The sequence below is a fragment of the Shimia sp. R9_3 genome, from assembly GCF_017743755.1.
Taxonomy (GTDB): domain Bacteria; phylum Pseudomonadota; class Alphaproteobacteria; order Rhodobacterales; family Rhodobacteraceae; genus Shimia.
Window position 1 is genome coordinate 298,627 of the sequence record NZ_JAGHRP010000002.1, and the last position, 22,855, is coordinate 321,481.

21 protein-coding genes are annotated in these 22,855 nt (G+C 58.2%); 10 read left to right on the top strand and 11 right to left on the bottom strand.

Going from position 1 to position 22,855, the window contains the following annotated elements; all coding sequences use genetic code 11:
• Positions 1–13: 13 nt before the first annotated feature.
• Together J7412_RS05995 and trpS are read right to left on the bottom strand one after the other, a co-directional pair.
• On the bottom strand, positions 14–1,516 hold the full coding sequence (locus tag J7412_RS05995) for a helix-turn-helix transcriptional regulator (RefSeq protein WP_209077844.1): 1,503 nt from the start codon (positions 1,514–1,516) through the stop codon (positions 14–16).
• 230 nt (positions 1,517–1,746) lie between these two features.
• On the bottom strand, positions 1,747–2,784 hold the full coding sequence (trpS, locus tag J7412_RS06000) for a tryptophan--tRNA ligase (protein WP_209077845.1): 1,038 nt from the start codon (positions 2,782–2,784) through the stop codon (positions 1,747–1,749).
• Between the two features lie 86 nt (positions 2,785–2,870).
• Between trpS and J7412_RS06005 the strand changes: the two genes are divergently transcribed.
• On the top strand, positions 2,871–3,557 hold the full coding sequence (locus J7412_RS06005) for a rhomboid family intramembrane serine protease (RefSeq protein ID WP_209077846.1): 687 nt from the start codon (positions 2,871–2,873) through the stop codon (positions 3,555–3,557).
• Between the two features lie 7 nt (positions 3,558–3,564).
• Here J7412_RS06005 and J7412_RS06010 read toward each other — a convergent pair whose 3' ends face one another.
• The 4 genes from J7412_RS06010 to J7412_RS06025 form a co-directional block, all read right to left on the bottom strand.
• Positions 3,565–4,095 carry a DUF308 domain-containing protein gene (locus tag J7412_RS06010; RefSeq protein ID WP_209077847.1) on the bottom strand — a complete coding sequence of 177 codons (531 nt, stop codon included), beginning with the start codon at positions 4,093–4,095 and terminating at the stop codon, positions 3,565–3,567.
• A 70-nt stretch (positions 4,096–4,165) separates the two neighbouring features.
• Positions 4,166–5,719: a murein biosynthesis integral membrane protein MurJ gene (murJ, locus tag J7412_RS06015; protein ID WP_209077848.1), complete on the bottom strand. Its 1,554-nt coding sequence runs from the start codon at positions 5,717–5,719 to the stop codon at positions 4,166–4,168.
• Complete coding sequence (locus J7412_RS06020; protein ID WP_247743825.1) at positions 5,716–8,505, bottom strand: [protein-PII] uridylyltransferase; 2,790 nt, start codon at positions 8,503–8,505, stop codon at positions 5,716–5,718. Before J7412_RS06020 ends, murJ begins: the two co-directional genes overlap by 4 nt.
• Positions 8,486–9,625 (bottom strand): penicillin-binding protein activator, encoded by a 1,140-nt coding sequence (locus tag J7412_RS06025; RefSeq protein WP_348540484.1) that lies wholly within the window; start codon positions 9,623–9,625, stop codon positions 8,486–8,488. The genes J7412_RS06020 and J7412_RS06025 overlap by 20 nt, the downstream gene beginning before the upstream one ends.
• 126 nt (positions 9,626–9,751) lie before the next feature.
• Between J7412_RS06025 and rsmI the strand changes: the two genes are divergently transcribed.
• The 3 genes from rsmI to gshB all read left to right on the top strand — a co-directional run bounded on the left by rsmI (position 9,752) and on the right by gshB (position 12,030).
• On the top strand, positions 9,752–10,612 hold the full coding sequence (rsmI, locus tag J7412_RS06030) for a 16S rRNA (cytidine(1402)-2'-O)-methyltransferase (protein ID WP_209077850.1): 861 nt from the start codon (positions 9,752–9,754) through the stop codon (positions 10,610–10,612).
• A gap of 143 nt (positions 10,613–10,755) precedes the next feature.
• A complete protein-coding gene (locus J7412_RS06035) occupies positions 10,756–11,031 on the top strand; it encodes a YraN family protein (RefSeq protein WP_247743791.1) in 276 nt (91 codons plus the stop codon).
• 63 nt (positions 11,032–11,094) lie between these two features.
• Positions 11,095–12,030 (top strand): glutathione synthase, encoded by a 936-nt coding sequence (gene gshB / locus J7412_RS06040; RefSeq protein WP_209077851.1) that lies wholly within the window; start codon positions 11,095–11,097, stop codon positions 12,028–12,030.
• Between the two features lie 107 nt (positions 12,031–12,137).
• Here the strand turns inward: gshB and J7412_RS06045 are convergent, their stop codons facing one another.
• From J7412_RS06045 to cobU, 4 genes are all read right to left on the bottom strand, one after another.
• Positions 12,138–13,652, bottom strand: a complete 1,515-nt coding sequence (locus J7412_RS06045; protein WP_209077852.1) for a YifB family Mg chelatase-like AAA ATPase — start codon at positions 13,650–13,652, stop codon at positions 12,138–12,140.
• Between the two features lie 80 nt (positions 13,653–13,732).
• Complete coding sequence (locus J7412_RS06050; protein ID WP_209077853.1) at positions 13,733–14,599, bottom strand: glutathione S-transferase; 867 nt, start codon at positions 14,597–14,599, stop codon at positions 13,733–13,735.
• Positions 14,600–14,657: 58 nt separating this feature from the next.
• A complete protein-coding gene (locus J7412_RS06055) occupies positions 14,658–15,236 on the bottom strand; it encodes a histidine phosphatase family protein (RefSeq protein WP_209061309.1) in 579 nt (192 codons plus the stop codon).
• Positions 15,233–15,754 (bottom strand): bifunctional adenosylcobinamide kinase/adenosylcobinamide-phosphate guanylyltransferase, encoded by a 522-nt coding sequence (gene cobU / locus J7412_RS06060; protein WP_209077854.1) that lies wholly within the window; start codon positions 15,752–15,754, stop codon positions 15,233–15,235. Before cobU ends, J7412_RS06055 begins: the two co-directional genes overlap by 4 nt.
• A 133-nt stretch (positions 15,755–15,887) precedes the next feature.
• Between cobU and J7412_RS06065 the strand changes: the two genes are divergently transcribed.
• The 5 genes from J7412_RS06065 (at position 15,888) to J7412_RS06085 (ending at position 21,715) form a co-directional block, all read left to right on the top strand.
• Positions 15,888–16,685 (top strand): ChaN family lipoprotein, encoded by a 798-nt coding sequence (locus tag J7412_RS06065; protein ID WP_247743792.1) that lies wholly within the window; start codon positions 15,888–15,890, stop codon positions 16,683–16,685.
• An 82-nt stretch (positions 16,686–16,767) separates the two neighbouring features.
• Positions 16,768–17,964: a bifunctional phosphopantothenoylcysteine decarboxylase/phosphopantothenate--cysteine ligase CoaBC gene (gene coaBC, locus J7412_RS06070; RefSeq protein WP_209077855.1), complete on the top strand. Its 1,197-nt coding sequence runs from the start codon at positions 16,768–16,770 to the stop codon at positions 17,962–17,964.
• Positions 17,965–18,013: 49 nt separating this feature from the next.
• Positions 18,014–18,481 (top strand): dUTP diphosphatase, encoded by a 468-nt coding sequence (gene dut, locus J7412_RS06075; protein WP_209077856.1) that lies wholly within the window; start codon positions 18,014–18,016, stop codon positions 18,479–18,481.
• Complete coding sequence (locus J7412_RS06080) at positions 18,481–19,530, top strand: HesA/MoeB/ThiF family protein (protein ID WP_209077857.1); 1,050 nt, start codon at positions 18,481–18,483, stop codon at positions 19,528–19,530. The genes dut and J7412_RS06080 overlap by 1 nt, the downstream gene beginning before the upstream one ends.
• A 172-nt stretch (positions 19,531–19,702) precedes the next feature.
• The gene (locus J7412_RS06085) at positions 19,703–21,715 is read left to right on the top strand and encodes a M3 family metallopeptidase (protein WP_209077858.1); all 2,013 of its coding nucleotides are present in this window, start codon (positions 19,703–19,705) and stop codon (positions 21,713–21,715) included.
• A gap of 84 nt (positions 21,716–21,799) precedes the next feature.
• Here the strand turns inward: J7412_RS06085 and J7412_RS06090 are convergent, their stop codons facing one another.
• Positions 21,800–22,183 carry a glycine zipper 2TM domain-containing protein gene (locus J7412_RS06090; RefSeq protein WP_209077859.1) on the bottom strand — a complete coding sequence of 128 codons (384 nt, stop codon included), beginning with the start codon at positions 22,181–22,183 and terminating at the stop codon, positions 21,800–21,802.
• A 155-nt stretch (positions 22,184–22,338) separates the two neighbouring features.
• On the opposite strand from J7412_RS06090, the gene J7412_RS06095 reads away from it, so the two are divergent.
• Positions 22,339–22,848, top strand: coding sequence for a hypothetical protein (locus J7412_RS06095; protein ID WP_209077860.1), 510 nt, complete (start codon positions 22,339–22,341; stop codon positions 22,846–22,848).
• Positions 22,849–22,855 lie beyond the last annotated feature (7 nt).

The following is a 22,855-nucleotide window of genomic DNA, read 5'->3' on the forward strand; positions in this document are numbered from 1 at the left end:
AAGCGGTGACTGCTCAATCGTTGGCGTTGGTAGCTGGATCTGTGGGCGTGCTCTGAGCGAACTTTTGAATGATTGGTTTCCACCCTTCCGGCACCGCGGCATTGCCTGACAGAACATCAGAGAGTTCTCCTGTCTGGGCTTCCAACTCTGCGGCAAGGGCTTCGAGGTCTTTCTCGCCATTGTCCAATAGCGCCTGCAGAACCTTGGTATAGCTCTGGTCGGAGACAAGATTGCCATTCTGGAGCGGGGGAGGAGGTTCCACCTCTTGGTTCGGGTGCGGACGCAAATCGGTGAATAAGGTCTCGACCGGGCGGCGCAGCGCCGCGGCGATGAGTGTCTGATGTTCCGGTGTTGCCGGGCTTTCCCCGCTCAAGATGCTTTGCAGGTCTGAGGGATGGATGCCGAGGATGGAGGACAGGTCATCGGGGCTGAGACCTTCGCTCTGCGCAATGGCTTCCAGCCCAATCCCCCAGCGGGTGATGTCATCGGAAGCTTCAAAGAAGCGATGACCAATCTGGGCCATGCGCGCATAGGCGCTTTCGGAAAGCAGACCGGATATGATGCCCAGAAAGGAAATAAAAAACGGATTGAGTGAGCCCGGGTCGATCCCTGTTGAGAGCGTGATTTGCCCCGCTTTGGCAAACACAAGGATGACGAAGGCGCTCATACAGCCAACCAGAGGCAACATGGCCAAACTACGAATGCTTAGTTTGTCACTGCCAAGCAGTTTCCAGGTCATGGTAATGACGCTGCCCAAAATGCCCATCGACATGGTCAAAACCATCACCATGACTGGGCGTGGCAGGTAGATCAGATAGGTGTAGCCCCAGCGGTAGAAAAACCCGATTGCCGTGATGTGTTGGCTTAGGGGGTGTTCATTTCGGATTGTCGTGGCTTTTTTGTAGAGGTTTTCGCGATATGCCATGAGATCGGAGGTCTCTATATCGAGCCGCATGCCATAGAGGCGATCATTCTGTTCATCGAGATTTTCGATTTCCCGGCAGAACCGATTGGTGATTGAGTTCGCATCTTTGCCGTCTGTCTGGCACTCCGCTTGGGCCATGTGGAACAGGTCTGTCTCAACAAACTCCCAGAGCGCAAGTGAGGCGTAGTAGTCGATGGATTGCGGAGACGTCGCGCTATGAAAATCGATATATGAGACCCAATCATCAGAAGTCGCGAAATTCGCTGACCTTTGGTTGGCGCTAAATTCAAGGTTTTCGTAGTGATCCACCTGATCCAGTTGTCGCCAGATCGTTTCCTGCTGCATGACGACCTGCTGTTCGGCCAAGGCGATATCCTGAAAGGTGCCTTCAATCCCTGCGGCGACAAATTCATCATGAAGCAGGATTGTGCTGAGGCTGCCCACGACCATCCAGATGGTGAAGGCATAGAGCACGAGAAGCCAAGTGATCGCGAGGCAGGTCCCGATAAAGGCACGCGCCATTTCAGCGATGTTCAGAACGCCTTCTTGGGAAGGTGTTATCCGCTGCAACACATTGGCAAATCCACTCATAAGAAAACCGCAACAAAACCAATCAACAAATCGATCCCGTCAATATAGCACAAACGCCGCAATCTCACGACGGATCTATTTGACGGTATGCTTGCGTTGGCTCGAGAGGGGAGTACCGAGAGGCGCTGCGCCCTCTCTGTCGCGGGGTGCCGCGTGGAGCAGTCTTGAACAAAATAGGGGCCCGCCAACGCTGGCGAGCCCCGAACTGGTTGCACGGTCTGATCTAGCGCTCAGGCGCCGACCATGCCGACAATCTCATATGTTTTCTTCAGGATCGGTGCGGCGAGCTCGCGGGCCTGGCCTGCACCGTGGGCAAGGATTTTGTCGATCTCTGCCTGATCCTGCATGAGACGCGCCATCTCGGTGGAGATCGGAGCGAGCTTCTCAACAGCCAGTTCGGAAAGCATCGGTTTGAACTCCGAGAACTGCTTGCCGCCGATTTCTGCGAGCACCTGTGCAACGGTCTGTTCTGACAGGGCTGCGTAGATGTTCACCAGGTTGCGGGCCTCTGGACGATCTTCCAGGCCCTCCGTCTCAGAAGGCAGGCCTTCCGGATCGGTTTTGGCCTTGCGGATCTTTTTGGCGATGGTGTCCGCGTCATCGGTCATGTTGATGCGAGAGGCATCTGACGGATCAGATTTGGACATCTTTTTGGAGCCATCGCGCAGAGACATGACGCGGGTGGCCGCGCCTTCGATCACCGGCTCGGTGACCGGGAAGAAGTCCACGCCATAGTCGTGGTTGAACTTGATCGCCACGTCGCGGGTCAGCTCAAGGTGCTGTTTCTGGTCTTCGCCCACCGGCACGTGGGTCGCGTGATAGATTAGAATGTCCGCCGCCATCAGAGCAGGGTAGGCAAACAGGCCCAGCGAGGCGTTCTGCTGGTTTTTACCTGCCTTGTCTTTCCACTGCGTCATGCGCTGCATCCAGCCCATACGGGCGACACAGTTGAAGACCCAGGCAAGCTGTGCGTGCTCAGGTGCGGCCGACTGGTTGAACAGAATAGATTTCTGTGGGTCGATGCCGGCGGCGATAAAGCCTGCACAGAGCTCGCGGGTCGCATGGCGCAGCTTCTCCGGATCTTGCCAGACGGTGATCGCGTGCAGGTCAACCATGCAGTAGACGGTCTCATGCGTACCGGCCTCTTGCATGTCGACAAAGCGCTTCATCGCGCCAAGATAATTGCCCAGCGTCAGGCCGCCCGAGGGTTGGATCCCGGAAAAGACGCGTGGGGTAAAGGTGGAGGACGTTTGGACCGCCTCGTTCATAGGAATACTCCGTCTGGATTTGTTAACGCGCTTGGCTTACCTACGAGGTCAAACCCCGTCAAGAAGTACGGGCAAGGAGTACAGGCATGTCACATCCCGACGATCAAAGCCCTATCAACCCGCTGCCGCCCGTTGTGACGGCATTGTTCCTCATTCTGGCGGGTGTGGAGGCCGTGTTGTGGCTGGGCTTGCAAGGGATTGTGGGCGGACCAACGGCGGTGGGCTGGCGTCTGGAAACGATCCAGCGCTATGCGTTTTCAGCTGAAATCTTTGACTGGATGATGACCACCGGTAACTGGCCGTTGGAGCATGTTGTGCGCTTTGTCAGCTATCTGTTTGTGCATGGCAACTTCACCCATGCGTTGTTTGGCGGTGTGTTGCTGCTGGCGATGGGAAAGATGGTCGGCGAGGTGTTTTCTGGCTGGGCGACCTTGGCAATTTTTGTGATCTCCGGGGCCGTGGGCGCGCTGGGCTACGCGGTGATTTTGGACAGTGCCGTTCCGTTGCTTGGCAGCTATCCCGGTGTTTATGGCCTGATCGGTGCGTTCACATTCTTGATGTGGACACGGCTTGGTGCCGTTGGTGCGCCTCAGGCCCGTGCCTTTTCCCTGATTGGGATGTTGGTTGCGATCCAATTGGTGTTCGGGCTGATTTTTGGCGGAGCCCCTGATTGGGTTGCGGATGTGATCGGGTTTGGCGCGGGCTTCACGATGTCTTTTGCGCTGACGCCGGGGGGCTGGCAGCGGATCGTTGAGAAAATCCGCCGCCAGTGAAGCCCTTTTAGGCAGCGCATTCGTTTTCCAAGTTGCGCACGGCCAGGCCGAGCGCAATGGCGCTGATCCCGTTGGACAGCATTTCGACGGCCAGAAGCAGGCCCAGCAGTACAGATGCGGATTGCGGGAAATTGTTGAGTACCATCAGGCCCAGTACCACCGAGATGGCGCCTGACAGGACCAGTGCCAGCCGGGCGCTACCCTGAAAGCTCACCACCCCAAAGACCAGTTTGAACGCACCTGAAACGAGAAACAGGATGCCCGCGATCAGGGTCAGAGACAGCAGGCCGCGCAGGGGCTCACCAACGATGTGCACCCCCACAGCAGCCGCCACAACACCAAGCAGCCCCCCGGCTATTTTTGCGCCTGTTGAGTCTGCGCGAAAAGCTGCAAATATCTGCAACAATCCCATCAGGACAAAGCTCCAACCCACAAACAGGGTGGCTGTCAGTGAGGCAGCAAAAGGATAGGCCAGCGCGACAATGCCAAGAACAATGGCCAGTGCGCCAACGATCATCAAAAGGATCGACGTCTTCATTTCGCTCTCCATAAATTAATCAATGGAGCGATCTAAAGGCGAGCGATGCGGTTTAAGCAACCGTTAATCGTTAGTTTTGATGTCTATTGCGGCGGGAGGCATTTCGCAGATCCTTGATATCGAAGGCTCCAATCACACGGCCGACCAGGAAATAGACCAGAGATCCGAGCAGGATTAGGGCCAATAGCGCAAGATAGCGCCAACCTGCGGTGCCAAGCCAAGGCGAAAGCGCAACAGCCAGCCACCAGAGAGCGCCGCCCATAGCAGCAGACGCAGCGCATATGCGCCAGAGCCGCTGCCTCAGGCGGGTGTCAAAGCGTGCCACGTCGCCAAAGCTGCGCGCGCCCAAGGCCAGTTGGAGGACCATGATCCATGAGGCGACCGTGGTTGCAATCGCCGGTGCGAGCCACTGCAGGTAGGGCGCTAGACCGATTGCGATGCCCGCGTTGATGACCATGGCCCAAACCGCATAGTGGAAGGGGCGCTTGGTGTCTTCACGGGCGAAGAACAGGGGCTGAAGAAGCTTTTGCAGAACAAAAGCGGGCAGGCCGACGGCGTAAATGGCAAGAGCGGTTGCGATGGCTGCGCTGTCGTCCGCGCTTGTCGCGCCGCGTTCAAAAAGGACCGACACCAGCGGCAATGGCACCACCAGAAAAGCCACCGCGCAAGGGATTGTCAGGAACATGGAGAATTCGCCTGCGCGGGAAAACGCGTTGCGGGCGCCATCGGAGTCGTTGGCTTTCAGGCGGCGGGACAGGTCGGGCAACAAGACGATGCCCACAGCAATGCCAATCACGCCAAGGGGGAGCTGATAAAGCCGATCTGCGGCATAGAGCCAGCCTACCGAACCGGTGAAATCGGACGCAACGCGCTGCCCCACCAGAAGATTGATTTGAACCACTCCGCTGGCCAAGGCGGCGGGGACTGCCACCCGCACCATTTCTGACATCTCCGGCGTGTAGCGCGGAAGTTTGAGGCGAATGTTGAAGCCAGCCTTGCGAGAGGCGATCCAGACCAAGCCCAGCTGCAAGATACCGCCAACCGGGATCGACCAGATCAGCCAGTTGATCACCGGACCGCCGACCCAATGCCCGATCACAAGTGCCGGGATCATGACGATGTTGAGCAGCGCTGGCGCTGCCGCGGCGGCGGCAAAGCGCCCTGAAGCGTTCAGAACGCCGGAAAACAAAGCGGCAAGCGACAGGCACACAATGTAAGGAAAGACGATACGGCCATAGCCCACGGTGAGGTCAAAACGCTCATCGCCCGAAAACCCATCGGCGGTCAGCCATACCATTGCGGGCATGAAAATCATGGCTGTGGCTGTCAGAGTGAGGACAGCCGCGCTCAGCAGGCTCAGTGCGTCGCTGGCAAACCCTTCGGGATCCTCGCCGCCTTCGTAGCGCTTGGAGAACATCGGCACAAACGCGGCGTTGAACGCGCCTTCGGCAAAGAAGCGGCGAAACATATTGGGCAGACGAAAGGCTGCCACAAATGCGTCCATCACCGGACCGGGACCGATGTAGCTGAGCAGGAGAATTTCACGGGCAAACCCCAGAATGCGGCTTGCCAAGGTCCAGAACCCGACGGTCAGAAACCCGCGCATCAGGCGGATCGGCTTCATGCGTTGGCCCTCTCAGCGCCTTTTTTGATGGCGTCTCGCAACTTCTTCTCAAGACCCTTCTGTTTGCCATCCGCGTGGAACTTAAGACCAAACATGTCTTTGACATAGAAGGTGTCGACGACCTGCTCGCCATAGGTCGCAATGACAGCTGAGGCAATGTAGACGTTGGCGTTGGCCAAGGTGCGGGTGAGATCAAACAGAAGTCCAGCACGGTCGCGCGTGTCGACTTCGATAATCGTATAGATCTCAGAGCCTTCGTTGTCGAAGTTGATTGTGGTTGGTACGTTGAAGGCGCGTTCGCGTTTCTTGATGACGTCGCGCGATTTGATGGCTTCCGTGGTGACCACTTCGCCCGCCAGCGTCTTTTCGATCATTTGCCGCAGACGCGGCAAACGGCCCGCTTCATAGGGCTTGTCTTCAGCGTCCTGAATCCAGAAAGCGGCGGTGGCGTAGCCGTCTTTAGAGGTGAAGGTGCGGGCATCCACGATGTTGGCCCCCACAAGCGCCAGTGCGCCACACATGCGGGAGAAAATCCCCGGGTGATCCGCCATGGCAAAGCAAACGCGAGTGGCGTCGCGGTCCTCATCAGGGTGCAGGTCTATGCGGACTTCATCATCCGGAATGTCGCGCAGCAGCTCTGCGAAGACTTTATGCGCGGTGATGTGCAGGCCCTGCCAATACGGTTCGTAGTGACGGCCGGTTTCTTTCTTGAGCTCTTTGGATGGCCAATCCGCCAGCTCCTGCCGCAGCAGCTTCTTCGCTTGCGCGCCGCGGTTTTCGCGGGTGATGGATTCCATGCCGTCCTCAAGAACAAGCTTGGTCTGCCCATAAAGCGCGCGGATCAGCACCGCTTTCCAGTTGTTCCATGTGTCCGGTCCAACACCACGGATGTCGCAGACCGTGAGAACGGTCAGCAGGTTCAGCCGGTCGACGGTCTTCACGGCCTTGGCAAAATCACGCACCGTACGTGGATCGGCGATGTCGCGTTTCTGGGCCATATCCGACATCAACAGATGATAGCGCACCAGCCATTCGACGGTTTCGCTTTCCGCCTTGTTGAGGCCCAGCCCCGGAGCCACTTTGCGGGCAATTTGTGCACCCAGAACGGAATGGTCGATGTCACGGCCTTTGCCGATGTCATGCAGCAGCATGGCGACCATCAGAACCTTGCGGTTGATGCCGGTTTTCAGGATTTCGGAGCTGAGCGGCAGCTCCTGTTGCAGCTCTTCGCGTTCGATCTCGGCGAAGTTTGAGATCACCTGAATGGTGTGCTCATCCACGGTATAGGAGTGATACATGTTGAACTGCATCATCGCCACGATGGGTTCAAACTCCGGAATGAAGGCGGACAGAACTCCAAGCTCGTTCATCCGACGCAGCGCGCGCTCCGGATTGCCGTGCTTGAGCAGCAGGCCGAGGAAAATGCGCTGGGCTTCCTTGTCTGAACGGACCTTGTCATCGATCAGGTGCAGGTTGGCTGTGACCAGACGCATGGCATCCGGATGGATCAACATGCCGGTCCGCAAACCTTCCTCAAAGATCCGCAATAAATTCAGCGGATCTGCAAGAAAGGCTTTCTCATCAGGGACATCCAGACGGTTGTGGGTGACGACATATCCTGCCTTCACGCGAGGGCGGCGGCGGAAAATGCGCTCCAGAAGCGGTTCGCCCTTGGCGTGAATCGCTTCCAGTTTGGTCAGCAGAATGCGGGTGAGATCGCCGACCGAAGTGGTGTGGCGGAAATAGTCCTGCATGAAATGCTCAACCGCACGCCGACCACCTTTGTCCTGATAGCCCATGAACTCCGCGACCTCGACCTGAATGTCGAAGGTGAGTTGCTCCACCGGGCGTCCGGCGAGAAGGTGAAGATGCCCGCGCACGGCCCAAAGGAAATCATCTGCGGCAACAAACCGCTTCAGCTCATCTTTGCGCAGAACATCCTTGGCCACGAGTTCAGAGACATCGGTGATGCGATAGACGTATTTCACGATCCAGAACAGCGATTGCAGATCGCGCAGACCGCCTTTGCCTTCTTTGACGTTGGGCTCCACCACATAGCGCTGGCCTTGCTTCACATGGCGGGCATCCCGTTCATCCAGCTTGGCTTCGATGAATTCGCGCTCGGTGCCTTTAAAAAGCTCCTCTTCAAGGCGCGTGTTGAGTTCCTGTGAAAGCGGCTCATAGCCACGCAGGAAGCGGTTCTCTAAAAGTGCCGTGCGGATGGTGAAATCTTCACGCCCCAAACGGAGGCAGTCTTTCACAGTGCGGGAGCTGTGGCCTACTTTCAGGCGCAAATCCCATAGGATGTAGAGCATGGATTCGATCACGCTCTCCGCCCAAGGCGTGATCTTGTAGGGTGTCAAAAACAGCAGATCGACGTCTGATTGGGGGGCCATTTCACCGCGCCCATAGCCGCCTACGGCAAAGAGCGCGATGCGCTCGGCTTCGGTCGGGGTGGCAAGGGGGTGAAAGCGTTTTGTGGCCGCGTGAAAAGCCGCTGCCACAAGGCAATCTGTGAGCCAAGTGTAGGAACGGGTCATCGCCCGCGCGGCGCGCGGACTTGCACGGAAAGCCGCCGTGATCTGCGCCATGGCAGCTTTGCGGCGGGCCATCAGAAGGCCCACCAGCTCTTTGCGCAGACCGGTTTCCTTGCCTTCCTGTTTCAGGATTTCGGCAAGAGCCTCAGCAACTTCTGATCGATTGAAGATTTCATCTGCGTCGCAGATCAGCCCCGCCTCTGGCGGAGCTGGAAAGATGTCGTTGACGTCAGAGGCCAGCGCCTGCAAATCTTGTTGGGGCAGGGTCAATGATTACCACCTTTTTGTCGCGGATTGTGGCCACTGCCAGCCCGCGTTCGTTTGTTCCGTCTGTCCGCAGGCGGAAGATGCCGTTCACACCTTGGAAGCCTGCGCCCTGCGTGAGGGCTGATGAGGTAAGCGCATTGGCATTGCCGGATTTGACCAGCGCACCAATGGCCGCGATGCCGTCATAGGCAAGTCCGCCAATCGGATGGGGCAGACCACCATAGGCCTGTGCATAACGGCTCTGGAACTGGTCTGTCAAAGCAGGATCGGGCAGGGCAAACCAACCGCCCTGCACACCCGGCAGTTCAAGGGTTTGCGCAGGGATGTCCCAACGGGTGAGGCCGATGAATTGCGTGGTTTCAGAGCTCAGGCCAGATTCGGGCAAAAGCTGTGTGAGCAGAGGCAGGGCGCCGGAGGTGTTTGATGTCAAAAACAGCGCATCCGCCAGATTTTGCTCTGCAGTGAGTTTGATTTGGCTCACCGCAGCGATCACGCCTTCCTGGGAAAACTCATAGCCAACCGCACCTGCAGAGCGCGCACCCTGTGCGGCGATGGCGTTGCTGATGGCGGTATTGCCAAGCTGCCCCGCGCTGTTTTGGGAATAGACGGACATGATGCCGTCTTTGCCGTTTGCCCGGGCAAAGGCCACGAGGCGATTGGCGGTGTTGTCAAAAGTCGGCCCCAACACGAAGAGATTGCCACCCGCGATGGTGGTGTTGTTGGAGAACGACAGCACGTTGACGTTCTGTGATGCAACGGCGGTTGCAGCGGCGTTTGCGGCTTCCCCAAAGACCGGGCCAAGAATAATTTTGGCACCTTCGTCGACGGCTTTGAGTGCGGAAGCCTGCGCAGTGGCAGGATCACCCGCAGTCGGATAGACACGCAGGTCGATTTGCACGCCTTCCAGATCCGCGATTGCCAGCTTTGCTGCGTTTTCAAGGCTTTGTGCCAGAAGCGCATCGCCAGAGTTGCTGGAGCCTGCAGGCACGAGCAGAGCCACAGGAACCGGAGCCGTGGTCGAAATGCGTTGGCCGGTGTTCAGGCCGGATGGATCACATGCTGCCACAGCAAGAACCGCTGCGCTGAGCGCGGCCCCTTTCACAAAGCGCGTGGCAGGTTTAAGAAAAGACAAAATCGGCAAAGCTCCACTCCCGTTGGGGTCGCGCCCGTGATTGCGCCCGGGCGGCGTTGGTGCGAATAATAAACGAGTGGAAAGGCGGGTCTACCCATGAAATTTCAATCGGTTAAATTGCAGCCGGGGTTGTACTTTGTCGCCACACCTATCGGGTCGGCACGCGACATCACCCTGCGCGCACTGGATATTCTGGCCTCTGCGGATGTGATCGCTGCAGAAGACACAAGGTCCATGAAAAAGCTCTTGGAAATTCACGGGGTGGCGCTGAATGGGCGTCCGCTCTTGTCTTATCACGATCACTCGGGAGAAGGCGCGCGCGCCAAGCTTCTGGCGCATCTGGAGGCAGGCCGGTCAGTGGCATATGCTTCTGAGGCTGGTACGCCGCTTATTGCCGATCCGGGCTATCACTTGTCTGTGGCTGCGGCCGAGGCCGGGCATCTGGTGACAAGCGCGCCGGGACCCAGCGCTATTATCACAGCGCTCTCTCTCGCAGGTTTGCCGACAGATTCGTTTTTCTTCGCCGGTTTTTTGCCCAACGCCAAGAAAGCGCGGCAGACCGTCTTGGAGGCTCTGCGTGAGGTGCCCGGCACATTGGTGTTCTACGAATCTCCCAAACGTGTCGCTGCGATGGTCGCCGATGCAGCCGAAGTTTTGGGCGGGACGCGGCAGGCGGCAGTAGCGCGGGAATTGACCAAAAAATTCGAAGAAGTGCTGCGTGGCAGCCTGTCGGATTTGGCGTCTGATTTGCCTGAGCGGCAGATCAAAGGCGAGATCGTCGTTTTGATTGATCGGCAACGCGGGGAAACAGCCAGCGAGGACGATGTTGAAAGCGCACTGAAAGATGCGCTTGAGGCGATGTCGGTGCGCGATGCGGCCGATACAGTCGCCAAAGCCTATGGCATCAATCGGCGTAAAGTGTACCAATTGGCGTTGAAGCTGCAGAAAGCTGAGTAAAAATAGATGTGACCCAGCGGTTTGGGCGCATGAGGTTTGGTATGAGTGATGGGCATAAAGCAGATGCCGGACGCCGCAACTATTGGGCGGGGCAAGCGGCGGAAGACGTGGTCTCTCGCTAGTATCTTTCGCTCGGAGTGACCTTGGTGGAGCATCGCTGGCGGGGAAAAGTTGGCGAGATTGACCTGATCTTTCGTGACGGCGATGCGCTTGTTTTTGTAGAGGTCAAGAAAAGCCATTCGTTTGATGCTGCGGCAGCGCGCCTTTTGCCAAGCCAAGTTCGACGCTTGAGGAAGGCGGCGGAAGAGTTTGCTGGAAGAGAACCGGCTGGCTTGTTGACCGAGATGCGCTTTGACGTTGCGCTCGTGGATGGCCAAGGCCGTGTTCACATCCTTGAAAATGCGCTGTGGGAGATGTGAGCCCCCATTGCAAGCCGCCGGTGCATGGGCCATGTAGTTTGGGCAAATCAAGAGGTCTTTGACATGAAAATTGCCTTCCAGATGGATCCGATCACCGGCGTGGATATCAATGCGGACAGCTCTTTCCGTATCGCCGAAGAAGCGCAGGCGCGTGGCCACGAGCTGTTTTACTACTCCCCTGATCATCTGGCCTATGAAGAAGGCGAAATTACAGCGCGCGGACATTCAATGGTGGTGCGCCGCGAAGAGGGCAATCATGTGGACCTCGGCCCGTTTGAGCGCGTAAATCTGGCAGATTTCGATGTGGTCTGGCTGCGTCAGGATCCGCCGTTTGACATGCACTACATCACCAGCACGCATCTGCTGGATCGGCTGGCGGGCAAAGCTATGGTGGTGAATGATCCCTTCTGGGTGCGCAACTATCCAGAGAAGCTGCTGGTGCTGGACTTCCCAGAGCTGACACCGCCCACGACGATTGCGCGGGATCTGGAAACCATCAAGGAATTCAAAGCCAAACATGGCGATGTGATCCTGAAGCCGCTTTATGGCAACGGCGGTGCAGGGGTGTTCCGTCTGGACGCCAACGACCGCAATCTCACGTCGCTGCATGAGCTGTTCACCGGGTTTAGTCGGGAGCCTCTGATCGTTCAGAAGTTCCTGCCCGATGTGAGCAATGGCGACAAACGTGTGATCCTTGTGAACGGGGAACCTGTCGGTGCCATCAACCGCGTGCCAGCTGCCGGGGAAACCCGCTCCAATATGCATGTGGGCGGGCGCCCCGAGAAGATTGGCCTGACTGAGCGGGATCTGGAAATCTGTGCCGCGATTGGTCCGCTTCTGCGCGAAAAGGGTCAGATCTTTGTCGGGATCGATGTGATCGGGGACTACCTCACAGAGATCAACGTCACCTCGCCAACCGGTATTCAGGAGCTGGAGCGTTTTGACGGGGTGAATATCGCCGAGAAGATCTGGGAAGCGATTGAAGGCAAATTGGCTTAACCCCGCAGAATGGGGGCGCTTCTCTTGGTTTTGACGGAGAGGTATCAGCTCAGCCACAGAATTTGATTTTTGCGAGGCTCAGCGACTGCTGGGCCTTGTTTCTTTGATCAGCTGTCAGGTGCGGTTGACAGGCGGAAGCTGATAGCCTCTGCGAGGTGCGGGCGCCTTATGCTGTCGCAGCTGTCGAGATCGGCAATGGTGCGCGCCACCCTTAAGACCCGATGATAGCCGCGGGCCGAAAGGCCAAAGCTCTCCGCCACTTGAGAGAGCAATTGCCGCCCTTCCGCATCCAGAGTGGCGATCTCTTCGAGCTGCTGACCGTGAATATCGGCGTTTGCGCGGATGGTGCTATCCTCACCAAAACGATGAAGCTGTCGCTCTCTGGCTTGTGCAACGCGCGCGGCCACGGTTTGCGATGTGTCGCCGTCTGCGGGCAGGTCAAGATCGCGGTAGGCCACAGGCGGCACTTCGATCCTCAGATCCAACCTGTCCAACAACGGGCCGGACAGACGCCCCAGATAATCCTGTCCGCAATCGGGTACCCGTGCACAGGCTTGGGAAGGATCAAACATATGGCCACAACGACAGGGATTGGCCGCGGCAATAAGCATGAATTTGCAAGGGTATGTCACATGGGCGTTTGCGCGGGCGATCATGGCTTGCCCGGTTTCTATCGGTTGGCGCAGGGTTTCGAGTACGGCACGAGAGAATTCCGGCATCTCATCCATGAACAGAACGCCATTGTGGGCGAGCGAGATTTCTCCGGGGCTGGCGCGGCGCCCACCGCCGACAATCGCTGCCATGGAGGCTGTGTGATGCGGTTCACGGAACGGCCGGCTGCGTGAAATGCCGCCCTGATCCAGCAGGCCCGCGATGGAATGGATCATCGAAGTTTCCAGCGCCTCTGCCGGGCTGAGCGGAGGCAAAATCGTGGGCAGGCGCGCTGCCAGCATGGATTTCCCGGACCCCGGCGCGCCGACCATAAAGAGATGGTGGCGCCCCGCCGCTGCGATTTCCAAAGCGCGTTTAGCGCGTTCCTGCCCTTTGACGTCCCTGAGGTCGAGGGAGCTTTGGGGGGCATGAACTTCGCCCGGCTCTGAGGGCTGAAGCGGCGATTGTCCGCTATAGTGTCGCACAACATCCGCAAGTGTCGCGGCCCCAATGACCTGCGTTGCGGCGACCCAAGCGGCCTCCGGGCTGGAGGCGGCGGGGCAGAGCAGGGTGCGGTCGTCCTCGGCGGCGCTCATCGCAGCCGGCAGCGCGCCTGTGACGCCGACGAGCGAGCCGTCCAGCGAAAGCTCTCCCAAGCTGACAGTGCTTTCAGAGGCATCTTCAGGGATGATTCCAAGCGCCGCAAGCAACGCCACCGCGATCGGCAGATCAAAGTGACTGCCTTCTTTGGGCAGATCTGCGGGAGAAAGATTGATGGTGATGCGCTTTGACGGCAAAGCAATTGCCATGGCGGCAAGTGCCGAGCGGACCCGGTCTCGCGCTTCAGATACCGCCTTGTCCGGCAACCCGACAATTGAGAAGGCTGGAAGTCCCGGCGTGAGGGCGCATTGCACCTCGACCTGATGGGCCTCAACCCCTTCAAACGCCACCGTATATGCGCGCGCAACCATGGCACACCCCGCCACCAAACCAATTAACAAAACCTAAAGAATTGGTAGCGGGGGATGGTTAGCGAAAGGTTAATTGCCCTCTACAGTAGGGCCATGAAGGCGGGCCAGGCCTCTGGATCGGCGACAGTTTTATCGCGGCAGAAGGCGTTGCAGAAGCCAAAGATGCGGCCTTCCATTTCCATGAAATGGGTGACAGGTTTGCCGGAATAGGGGCAGTTGGCATTCTCAGCACTTGTGGCTGCGACAGCTACGGCCTTGCGGGGCGCCGGGCCGGGCCAAGTGCGGGGTGGGTAGTCTTTGGCATACCAAGGCAGGGTTTGCCCATGCACGAGCCCCATGGCGCGCCACCGGCGAAATGCGGGATCGGAGAGATGGGCTGCAACATAGGCCTGCGCCACGTCGCCAACGGGAAGATTGTAGCCTGCAATCCGCCCGGCAACCGGAGCAAAGAACGCATCCGCTGCGCTATAGCTGCCGCAGAGCCATGGGCCGCCTTCTCCATATGAAGTGCGAGCGTGTTCCCAGATGGTTTCAAGGCGGGCGAGATCCGCCAGGACAGCTTCTGAGGGCTGAGCATCTTCATAGGATATGCGCAGGTTCATCGGGCAGTCATTGCGCAAGGCAAAGAACCCGGAGTGCATCTCTGCGGCCAAATTGCGTGCTGTCGCACGCGCGCCGGGGTCGGTCGGCCAGATCCCGGCGTCCGGATGCTGGGTTGCCAATTCCTCGGCGATGGCAAGGCTGTCTGAGACGACCGTACCTTCGGGGAATTTGACCGCTGGCACCGTGCGTGCCGGGGCGATTTTAGTGAGCTGCTCAGCCACCGATTGGTCTGAAAAGTCCACCAGCGTTGTGTTGCGGGCGATGCCGAATTTTTCGAACAGAAGCCAGCCGCGCAGGGACCACGAGGAATAGGCGTAATCGCCAAGATAAAGATCATACGTCATGGCGGTAGGCTAGCAATTGGTGATTAATCGTCAAAACGAAACATTTTGACGATATCCATCACAGTAATTGATTTATTTGCTGCGTGGCCCAGCCGGTGTCTGCGATTTTGAAAGAGGTGACGGAGAGATTGTCGATCCGATGGGCAAAGGCCTCTTCGGCTGTCAGGAGCTCTGCACGCTGCACTTGGGTGAGGATCACGCCAAAGTGCACAACCACAATCAGCTTGCCACCACGATGCGTGTCGATCAAGTGGTCTATGGCGGGATTTACACGCGCGCAGACCTCGTTCCAGCTTTCGCCATTTGGCGGTCGCACATCGCCGGGGTTTTCCCAATAGGCGCGGGCGAGGGCGGCATCCTCGGCTTCGATCTCTTTGAAATTCTTGAGTTCCCAGTCGCCAAAGTGGATTTCTCGCAGCTTCGGGTCATGTGGAAGGCGGGTGCGACTGCCCTGAATGGCGTCTGCTGTGGCAACGCACCGCTGCAGATCAGAGCTGATCACCAGACCGTCTTCGGGCAGGTGGTTTGAGAGCCGGGAAAGAGCGTCGGTATCGGAAAGATCTGCGGGCAGGTCTGACCAGCCCACCATGGATTTCGCATGGGTTGGTCCATGGCGCACAAGATGCAATTCGGTCATGGCAATTTCCCCTTCAAGACCATGGGCAGTCCGGCCACCACCAGAACCGCAAGGTTTGCCTGTCGTGCAAGTGCTTGATTGAGCGAGCCTTGGGCGTTGCGAAATTGGCGCGCGAGTTTGTTTTCCGGGACCACATCAAGGCCCACTTCGTTAGAGACCACCACCACCCGTGCAGCACAGTCTGTGAGCGTATTCAGGAGTTTGTCTTGCTCCGCCACAAGATCGCTTTCTGCCAGCAAGTGATTGGAGAGCCACATGGTCGCGCAATCCAGAAGCACGACAGACTCCGCTGGCAGGTCTTTAAGCGCTTCGGCTGTTTCATGAGGCGCTTCAATGGTTTGCCAGTCAGGGCCGCGCTGAAGCAGATGTTTTTCAACCTTGGCTTCCATCTCTCCATCAAATGCCTGCGCCGTGGCGAGATAGATACGGGGCTGCCCGGTATCCATTACCAATTGTTCTGCAAAGACAGATTTTCCTGACGCTGCGCCGCCAAGAATAAGGCTCAGTTTGGGCAGCATTAATGGTCCTTTCGACTGGTTGGCGCGCACCCTGCGGGAAACAGCGGGCGAGGGCAAGTCGGAAAGCGGATGAGGCAAAACCACACAGCCAAGATCGCTTGCATCCCCGGATCAGAGGCGTATTGGTTAATCTATGAAGTATATGGTGAAAGCGGGTGCTCTGGCGTTTGCGTTGGCAGGTGCTGCAGCAGAGGCGGAACAGCTGGATCTCAGCCTCCTTAAAGGGGTTGATGTGGTGTTCCTTGGCGAAGTGCATGACAATCCGGTGCATCATGGCACCCAAGCGCAGGCCACGTTGTCGATTGGCCCCAAGGCGATTGTGTTTGAGATGCTGACCCCATTTCAGGCTGCCGTGGTGGCGCCTGATCTCCTCGACAATGCTGAGGCGCTGGAAGAGGCCCTGGGGTGGGATGAGAGCGGTTGGCCCGATTTTTCAATGTACTACCCGATATTTGCGGTTTCTGAAGGGGCGCGCATCTATGGTGCACAAGTGCCGCGTGAAGTGGTGCGCCGGGTGTTGTCAGATGGTGACTTCAGCGCTGCAGTGGGCGGAGAGGCCGATCTCTATGGCCTGACAGCCCCTCTGCCAGAGGCGCAGCAGGCAGAACGGGAAGAGATGCAGATGGCGGCGCATTGTGATGCTTTGCCGGAGGAGATGTTGCCGATCATGGTGACCGCGCAGCGGGTGCGGGATGCGCGACTTGCGCAGGCGGCCACGGAGGCGCTCCGTGACACCGGCGGGCCCGTCGTGGTGATCACCGGCAACGGCCATGTGCGCAACGACTGGGGGGCGCCCTCGCTGATGGATCCGGGTATTTCCGTGGTGACCTTTGGGCAGCTTGAGGCGGAGCCTGAGGGTGTGCCGCCCTATGACGCCTGGATTGTCACCGAAGCGGCGGAGCGTGAAGATCCCTGTGCGGCCTTCAAATGAGCTTACTACGCCATTCGGCGGCTTGAGTCTGTGAGCGCGGCGGCCTAACTTGAGCCAACCCGGCATCAGAAAGGCCTGCTAAATGCTGACAGACAAACGTATTCTTCTGATCATCGCAGGTGGAATCGCGGCATATAAATCGCTTGAGCTGATCCGGCGGCTGCGTGAGCGCGGCGCCTGGGTGACCCCGGTGCTTACCCGCGCTGCAGAAGAATTTGTGACGCCACTATCGGTGTCCTCACTCGCAGGAGAGAAGGCCTATCGGGATCTTTTTGATCTGACCGATGAAGCGGACATGGGGCATATCCAGCTGTCCCGCTCGGCAGATTTGATCGTGGTCGCACCGGGCACAGCCGATCTGATGGCGAAAATGGCGCAGGGTATGGCCAATGATCTGGCCTCCACGCTGCTGCTCGCGACAGACACACCGGTGCTTGTCGCACCCGCGATGAATGTCCGGATGTGGGATCACCCGGCGACACAACGCAATCTGAGGCAGCTGAAGGCTGATGGGATTGCCTTTGTCGGCCCCAATGAAGGGGATATGGCCTGCGGTGAGTTTGGTCCCGGCCGCATGGCTGAGCCAATGGGAATTGTGCAGGCAGTTCAGGAGGTTCTGGCCGAGGGGCCGCTGCAGGGGCGGCGTATTTTGGTGACCTCAGGGCCGACGCATGAGCCAATTGATCCGGTGCGCTACATTGCGAACCGCTCGTCTGGTGCGCAGGGCAGTGCGATCGCGCAGGCGCTCATAAAATTGGGGGCGGAGGTGATCTTTGTCACCGGCCCGGCGGATGCGGCGCGGCCAGAAGGCGCGACGTTGATTGAGGTTGAAACGGCGCAGGAGATGCTGGCGGCTGTGCAGAAAAACCTGTCGGTTGATGCGGCCGTATTCTGTGCGGCAGTGGCGGATTGGCGGGTCGCAAGCGCTTCTGACAGCAAGATAAAAAAGACCAAAGGCGGATTGCCTGTCCTGGAGTTCGCGGAGAACCCGGACATTCTCGCGACCGTCAGCCAAATAGGCGACGGGCGGCCACCGTTGGTTGTGGGATTTGCGGCGGAAACCGATGATGTGATCGAAAACGCCACGGCCAAACGTATCCGTAAGGGATGTGACTGGATTGTCGCCAACGACGTGAGCCCTGCGACAGGGATTATGGGCGGCAGAGAAAATGCGGTGACCTTGATTTCTGATGCGGGATCAGAGGCTTGGCCGCGTATGGGTAAAGTTGAGGTGGCCGAGAAATTGGCTGCCCGGATAGCGGAAACACTGGTTGGCTGACGCGCTGCCGCGCGGCCTCCGGCGGGGATATTTGAAGAATGAGAAGATCATGGGACGCGTGAACATTAAGCTGAAGTGGCTTGACGGGGCGGATCAATCTGTTGGCCTGCCGTCTTATGAAACAGGTGGGGCGGCCGGTGCGGATGTGCGGGCAAATTTTCCGCCTGAACAACGCGCAGGGCTGCGACTTGCACCGGGATTGCGTGCTCTGATTCCAACGGGTCTTTCTCTCGAAATACCAACGGGTTATGAAGTGCAGATGCGGCCGCGATCCGGGCTTGCGCTGAAGCAGGGCCTGACATTGCCAAACTCGCCTGGAACAATTGACAGTGACTATCGCGGCCCGCTTGGGGTGATTGTGTTGAACGCTGGGCTGGAAACCATTGAGATCAGCCATGGCATGCGCATTGCGCAGATGGTGGTTGCGCCGGTGGTTGTCGCAGATTTTGAATTGGATCAAGAGCTTAGCGAGACTGAACGCGGCACGGGTGGCTTTGGCTCCACCGGGGTGAGCTGATGCTGCTGGTTCTGGCGATGGCAGCGATGCTTTGGGGGATTGGCCTTTTGATGGGCGCTCCGAAGTCTGCCCGTTGGAGCATGATTTTTGTTTTATATCTGGCGGTTATTGGCGTGCAGGTGGTGTTCCCAGCTGATCACCCGCTCGCGATTGCCACCGGTGGCAGCCTTGCCATGTGGCTGATGATCGGCGGCGCGGTAGCGCTGGTGCTGGCCTATTCTACAATGTTGCAGAAACTGCGCGTGAAAGCTGAGGCTCGGGCTGCCGAGACAGCGCAGGAAGAAGCGGCGCAGGAGCTGTTTTCCGACACTGAACTCAACCGCTATGCGCGCCATATCGTGCTGCGCGAAATTGGCGGGCTGGGGCAGAAAAAACTTAAGGATGCCAAGGTCTTGGTGATTGGCGCAGGGGGGCTTGGATCGCCGGTTCTGCTCTATCTTGCGGCGGCGGGCGTGGGGCGCATCGGGGTGGTGGATGACGATGTGGTCGACAACTCCAATCTGCAGCGTCAGGTGATCCACAAGGATGAGGCCATTGGCACGCCCAAGGTGCTATCGGCAGCGGAGGCGATGGTGGCGCAAAACCCCTTTGTGCAGGTGGTGCCTTATCCGCGCAGGCTGACCGTTGACGATGCGGAGGAGATCATCGGCGAGTATGATCTTGTCTTGGATGGCACGGACAATTTTGACACCCGTTATCTGGTGAATGAAGTCTGTGTGGAGCAGGGCAAGCCTCTGATTTCCGGAGCTTTGTCGCAGTGGGAAGGGCAGCTCAGCGTGTTTGATACAGCCCGGAAAACGCCGTGCTATCAGTGCATTTTCCCAGAAGCGCCTGCACCGGAGCTGGCACCGAGCTGCGCCGAAGCGGGGGTGATTGGTCCGCTGCCCGGGGTGGTGGGCACCATGATGGCAGCGGAGGCGGTCAAGGTCATTACCGGAGCCGGTGCGGCTTTGCGCGGCGAGATGATGATCTATGACGCACTGTGGGGAGAGACCCGCAAAATCACCCTCAATCGCCGCGCGGATTGCCCGACTTGCGGGACGCGTTAACCTTTGAAATCCGCGTCGGTATCGCGTCTGTATCGCGGCAATAACGCGTCGGTGTCATTTTCGGCACAAAATCAGCGTTAACCATTGTGGCAAAGGGCCTGTGTGCCAGCCGTGGCGGGAGATTGCGGCCCCGGCATGCGGTGCTAAGATCGCGCCCAAAGGAGATTCCCATATGACCAATCCGCTGTTGTCCACCTGGGACACACAATTTGCGCTCGCGCCGTTTGACAAGATTTCGGATGCCGATTTTGCGCCCGCCTTTGAGGAGGCTTTGCTGGCGCACAAAGCTGACGTGGCGGCGATTGCCGATAACGCCGAGGCGCCGACATTTGCCAATACGATTGAAGCGATGGAGGCCGCGGGCGAAGGGCTTGATAAGGTGCTCTCTGTGTTCTTCACGGTGGCGGGTGCGGACAGCAATCCTGCGCGGGAGGCTTTGCAGCGGGAATTCTCGCCAAAACTGGCGGCGCATAGCGCGGAGATTTCCGCAAACAAGGCGCTCTTTGGTCGGATCAAGTCGATCTGGGAAGCGCGCGACACGCTGGACCTCACCGAAGAGCAGCAGCGGGTTCTTATGCTGACACATCGGGGTTTCGTTCGGGGTGGGGCAGCGCTTGAGGGCGCTGAGGATGCGCGCATGAAAGAGATCAAATCGCGACTGGCTGTTTTGGGGACAGAGTTCACTCAGAACCTGTTGGCGGATGAGCGCGAGTGGTTCATGCCGCTGGCCGAAGTGGATCTGGAAGGGCTGCCCGACTTTGTGGTGGATGCGGCGCGCGCGGCTGGCGAGGAGAAAGAGGTAGGCGGGCCCGTTGTGACGCTGTCGCGTTCGTTGATTGTGCCGTTCCTGCAGTTTTCACCGCGCCGCGATCTTCGGGAGAAAGCCTTTGCGGCCTGGGCTGCGCGCGGGGCCAATGGCGGTGCAACTGACAACCGTGAGATTGCTGCGGAGATCCTGTCGCTGCGTGAGGAACGCGCCAAGCTTTTGGGCTACGCGAGCTTTGCGGATTACAAGCTTGAGACCGAGATGGCCAAAACGCCCGGTGCGGTGCGGGATCTGTTGATGGCGGTCTGGGAGCCAGCCAAGGCGCGCGCGGAGGCGGATGCGGCTGTGCTGACAGAGATGATGCATGCGGATGGTGTGAATGGTGATCTGGCTCCTTGGGACTGGCGCTACTATGCGGAGAAGCGGCGCAAGGCGGAGCATGATCTGGATGAGGCGGCGCTGAAGCCTTACCTGCAGCTTGATCGGATGATCGAAGCGAGCTTCGCCTGTGCAACCCGCCTGTTTGGGTTGGAGTTCAAAGAGCTGGATGTGCCGCTTTATCACGAAGATTGCCGGGCCTGGGATGTGACGCGCAACGGTGAGCATGTTGCGGTGTTCATCGGCGATTACTTTGCGCGCGGGAGCAAACGCTCGGGTGCCTGGTGTTCTGCGATGCGGGCGCAGGCGAAATTTCCCGAGGTGCAGGCGCCTGTGGTGATCAATGTCTGCAATTTTGCAAAGGGTGATCCGGCGCTTCTGAGCTATGATGATGCGCGTACGCTGTTCCATGAGTTTGGACATGCGCTGCACCAGATGCTGTCCAATGTGACCTATGAAAGCATTTCAGGCACCTCTGTGGCACGGGATTTTGTGGAGTTGCCCAGCCAACTTTATGAGCATTGGCTGGAGGTGCCAGAGGTGCTGGCGGAATATGCAACGCATGCAGAGACCGGTTCGGCGATGCCGAATGAGATGCTGGAGAAAGTGTTGGGGGCGGCGAATTTCGATCAGGGGTTTGCCACGGTGGAATATGTCGCTTCGGCTTTGGTGGATCTGGCGTTCCATGAGGGGGCTGCGCCAAAGGATCCGATGGCCAAGCAATCCGAGGTTCTGGCAGAACTAGGTATGCCCGCAGCGATCACCATGCGTCACGCCACACCGCATTTTGCCCATGTCTTTGCCGGGGACGGCTATAGCTCCGGCTATTACAGCTACATGTGGTCGGAGGTGATGGATGCGGATGCGTTTGAAGCCTTTGACGAGGCTGGTAGTGCCTTTGATCCGGAGACGGCCAAAGCGCTGGAAGCGCATATCCTCTCCACCGGGGGATCGGTGGATGCGGGGCAGCTTTATGAACGGTTCCGGGGGCGTTTGCCTGGTGTCGAAGCGCTTTTGAAGGGGCGCGGTCTTGCCGCCTAAGGCTTTTCAATAAAAGCAAAAAGACCCGCGCTGGCAAAGGCTTGCGCGGGTCTTTTTATTGGCGAGGTAAGCCAAGAGGAAGCTTTAGCCAATCACGCTGTGGCCGCGATTCTGCATACAGCGGATCAGCACGTCACGGCGGGTGTGGTCACGCTCTGAAGCGGCTTCGGCGGAGCCGACCAGCCCGCCCACGGCGGCGCCAACCACGGCACCTTCGAGTGCATCATCTGCATCAGCCGCCCCGATCAGCCCGCCGACAACTGCGCCGGTGGCGGCATATTCCGTGCCGGTGCCGTCTTTGAATGTTGCGGCCTGGGTGTGGCATTCTGCGTAGTCGTCATTGAAACTTGCGTTGCGGGTGCCATCCACTGTCAGCGGGCGGTCAACAGGCGCCGTGCAGGCGCCAAGCGCCATGGCAGAGCACAGGCAGGCGATCAATGCGTTGTGGGACAGTTTGCGGTTGGTCATCATTCATTCCTTTTTTGAAAATCGGTTTGTCTTGATGGCGGCTACCTAAGAGGAGTCGTTTTTCAATTCAAGAGAAAAGTTTTATGTTTTACGTAAAAGATTGCATGTTTAGCTTAATTGAATTACTGAGGGGCAATAACTTTGGGAGCAAAAACATGAAATTAGTCGCCCGCCTCGCCATGCTGATCACCCTTGTTTATTTCACCTTCGGGTGGTCGGTTTTGTGGATCGGCGCCTTTCTGGGGCATGCAGAGATGCTGGCGGACACATTTGATCTGCCCCTTGATATGGCGGTGCCGCCGCATTGGGCGCTGATTGTGGGAATGACGATGATGTGGCCCGCGCTGTTCAGCCTTGGGTTGGGGTTTTGGGCGCTGGACCGGATTTTGATGCTGCGTGATCCGCAGGATTTCGCCCGCATGGGGCAACATCTGCGGCTGTGTGCCTGGGCATTTTTGGGGTTCTGGTTGCTCAACGCGCTCAATGTCGCGATGCAACCCGTGGTTTTGAGCGCCCATCTGGCGGAGGCGCTGCGACCGGAGATTGAATATATCGACATTGATATTGATGTGGTTTTCCTGGTGCTTGCGGCGGTTTTCTTTGCGATCAGCCGATCTCTCAATCAGGCGCAAGAAATTGCTGACGAAAACAGCCAGTTCCTGTAGGAGGCCG

Bases quoted from the DNA above. Each gene is read 5' to 3' on its own strand.
- J7412_RS05995 (WP_209077844.1), bottom strand. From the start codon at position 1,516: ATGAGTGGATTTGCCAATGTGTTGCAGCGGATAACACCTTCCCAAGAA.
- trpS (WP_209077845.1), bottom strand. From the start codon at position 2,784: ATGAACGAGGCGGTCCAAACGTCCTCCACCTTTACCCCACGCGTCTTT.
- J7412_RS06005 (WP_209077846.1), top strand. From the start codon at position 2,871: ATGTCACATCCCGACGATCAAAGCCCTATCAACCCGCTGCCGCCCGTT.
- J7412_RS06010 (WP_209077847.1), bottom strand. From the start codon at position 4,095: ATGAAGACGTCGATCCTTTTGATGATCGTTGGCGCACTGGCCATTGTT.
- murJ (WP_209077848.1), bottom strand. From the start codon at position 5,719: ATGAAGCCGATCCGCCTGATGCGCGGGTTTCTGACCGTCGGGTTCTGG.
- rsmI (WP_209077850.1), top strand. From the start codon at position 9,752: ATGAAATTTCAATCGGTTAAATTGCAGCCGGGGTTGTACTTTGTCGCC.
- gshB (WP_209077851.1), top strand. From the start codon at position 11,095: ATGAAAATTGCCTTCCAGATGGATCCGATCACCGGCGTGGATATCAAT.
- J7412_RS06045 (WP_209077852.1), bottom strand. From the start codon at position 13,652: ATGGTTGCGCGCGCATATACGGTGGCGTTTGAAGGGGTTGAGGCCCAT.
- J7412_RS06050 (WP_209077853.1), bottom strand. From the start codon at position 14,599: ATGACGTATGATCTTTATCTTGGCGATTACGCCTATTCCTCGTGGTCC.
- J7412_RS06055 (WP_209061309.1), bottom strand. From the start codon at position 15,236: ATGACCGAATTGCATCTTGTGCGCCATGGACCAACCCATGCGAAATCC.
- cobU (WP_209077854.1), bottom strand. From the start codon at position 15,754: ATGCTGCCCAAACTGAGCCTTATTCTTGGCGGCGCAGCGTCAGGAAAA.
- J7412_RS06065 (WP_247743792.1), top strand. From the start codon at position 15,888: ATGAAGTATATGGTGAAAGCGGGTGCTCTGGCGTTTGCGTTGGCAGGT.
- coaBC (WP_209077855.1), top strand. From the start codon at position 16,768: ATGCTGACAGACAAACGTATTCTTCTGATCATCGCAGGTGGAATCGCG.
- dut (WP_209077856.1), top strand. From the start codon at position 18,014: ATGGGACGCGTGAACATTAAGCTGAAGTGGCTTGACGGGGCGGATCAA.
- J7412_RS06080 (WP_209077857.1), top strand. From the start codon at position 18,481: ATGCTGCTGGTTCTGGCGATGGCAGCGATGCTTTGGGGGATTGGCCTT.
- J7412_RS06085 (WP_209077858.1), top strand. From the start codon at position 19,703: ATGACCAATCCGCTGTTGTCCACCTGGGACACACAATTTGCGCTCGCG.
- J7412_RS06090 (WP_209077859.1), bottom strand. From the start codon at position 22,183: ATGACCAACCGCAAACTGTCCCACAACGCATTGATCGCCTGCCTGTGC.
- J7412_RS06095 (WP_209077860.1), top strand. From the start codon at position 22,339: ATGAAATTAGTCGCCCGCCTCGCCATGCTGATCACCCTTGTTTATTTC.